Source organism: Rhizobacter sp. P2_H2 (genome assembly GCF_056403375.1).
In genome coordinates, this window is the sequence record NZ_JBFUFP010000975.1 from 1 (window position 1) to 2,058 (window position 2,058).

Genomic DNA, 2,058 nt, shown 5'->3' on the forward strand with positions numbered 1-2,058 from the left:
GACGCCACCTTCACCAGCAGCACGCCCTCCCGCCCGCGCGCCACCGGCCGCGTGACGCTGGCCGACGTGGCGCGGCTGGCCGAGGTGAGCCCGATCACGGTGTCGCGCGCGCTGCGCGGCGAGCGCGCGGTGCACCCCGACCTGGTCGCGCGCGTCAAGAGCGCCGCGCAGCGCCTGGGCTACGTGCCCGATCCGGCGGCGCGCGCGCTGGCGTCGCGGCACAGCGCGCACGTCGCGGTGCTGATCCCGATGCTGTCGAACGCGCTGTTCGTCGACCTGCTCGAGGAGGTGCAGCGCACGCTGCGCGCCGCCGGCTACCAGAGCCTGATCGGCGTCACGCACTACGACATCGGCGAAGAAGAGCAACTGCTGCGCGAGCAGTTGCAGCACCGTCCGGCCGGCCTGATGGTGACCGGGCTCGACCGCAGCGAGGCCACGCGGGCGCTGATCGCGCAGAGCGGCGTGCCCTGCGTGCACCTGATGGAGCTGTCGGAGGTGCCGGGCGTCTACAGCGTCGGTTTCTCGCAGGCCGATGCGGCGGCGGCGCTGACGCGCCACCTGCTGTCGCGCGGGCGGCGCCGCATCGCGTTCGCCGCCGCCCAGCTCGACCCGCGCACGATGCAGCGGCGCGAAGGCTGGCGGCGCGAGCTGAAGCTGGCCGGCGCGTACGACGCGACGCTCGAATGGCTGAACCCGGCACCGTCGTCGCTCGCGCTCGGCGGGCAGATGCTGGAGCAGATCCTCGAGCTGAAGCGGCCGGTCGATGCGATCTTCTTCTGCAACGACGACCTGGCGCAAGGCGCGCTGCTGGCCGCGCTGCGGCTGGGCGTGGCGGTGCCGGAGCGCATCGCGATCGCCGGCTTCAACGACCTGACCGGCAGCGACCAGATGCTGCCGGCGCTGACCACCGTTCGCACGCCGCGCGGCGAAGTGGGCGCGGCGGCGGCGCGCATGCTGCTGGCGCTGATGCGCGGCGAGAGCGTCGCGCAGCCGGCGATCGATGCGGGGTATCAGCTGATGGTGCGGCAAAGCACCTGAGCGAACGGCCGCGGAGGCCGGGCTTCGGATTCCGAGGGCGCCTTTCGCATTACCGCGCGGCGAGTCCGATGCTTTGCGGATGATGGCCCGACCGTCACTCCCGGCGCCCGCCCCCTCTGCGAGGAATCCAACCGTGAAGATCAACTCGACCGCAACTCCCACCAGCACGCCGATGTCGACATCGGCCGCCCAGCCCACATCCCCGCAGCCGACCCTGTCGACCGCCTCGCGTCGCTCCACGGCAGACGATGCAGCCGGCTCATCGCTGAAGCGCAGGACCAGCTCGTCCAAGGGTTCGATGGCATCCCGCGGCGCACGACCCGCCGCATCGGCCGCCGGCACCGGCGAGCCGCCCTTGTCGTTCGATCAAAGCGTCCTGCAACTGGGCAAGGGCGTCATCCGCCAAGGCGATGACACGCCCAGGCAGGCGAATGGACAGCCCTACGAGGTCATGACCTATGTGCGGCCCGGCACGGGCGAAAAGGCGGAGGTCACCGGCCTCTCCCAGCCGAACGGCAAGTTCACGGTGTTCGACCACACGACCCACCAGCCGGTCCACGACCTGACGAAGATCGGGGTGCGAGGCGATGGCGATGCCGCCACGCCGGCCCAGGTCGGCGTCGACCCGAAAGAGGCCCGGCTGAAGGGGGGCGCCTCCTACTGGCGCGACCAGCACGGCACGCTGCGCGATGAGCACGGCTACGATGCGTCGCACCTGGATTTCCCACCGGCCGGCTACGGTGACGCGTCGGGCGCCGGCCCCTCGGGCTACTACGGTGCTTCGTCGAGCAGTCAGCCGACGGGCCACTACGGTGCTTCGTCGAGCAGCCAGCCTATGGGCTACTACGCGCCCTATGAGCCGGCGCCGCTGCCGTACGCTCCTGCCGCACCCGTCTACGGGCAGCCGATCGATCACCGCCAAGCGCCGGTGATGGCCGACGCACAGCGGAATACATCGTTCAGCATGGGAAAGCAACGCGGGCTCGGTTCGCGCATCGATCGCACGGACCACTCCAACGC

Annotated in this window: 2 protein-coding genes; both read left to right on the top strand. The window is 71.2% G+C overall.

The features are described 5' to 3' along the window. A partial coding sequence (gene gntR / locus AC1D15_RS28940; protein WP_477828735.1) for an HTH-type transcriptional regulator GntR occupies window positions 1-1,038 on the top strand: 1,038 nt, incomplete at its 5' end. Window positions 1,039-1,171: 133 nt separating this feature from the next. Further along, window positions 1,172-2,058, top strand: an 887-nt coding sequence (locus AC1D15_RS28945; protein ID WP_477828736.1) for a hypothetical protein, incomplete at its 3' end; no start/stop codon positions are given.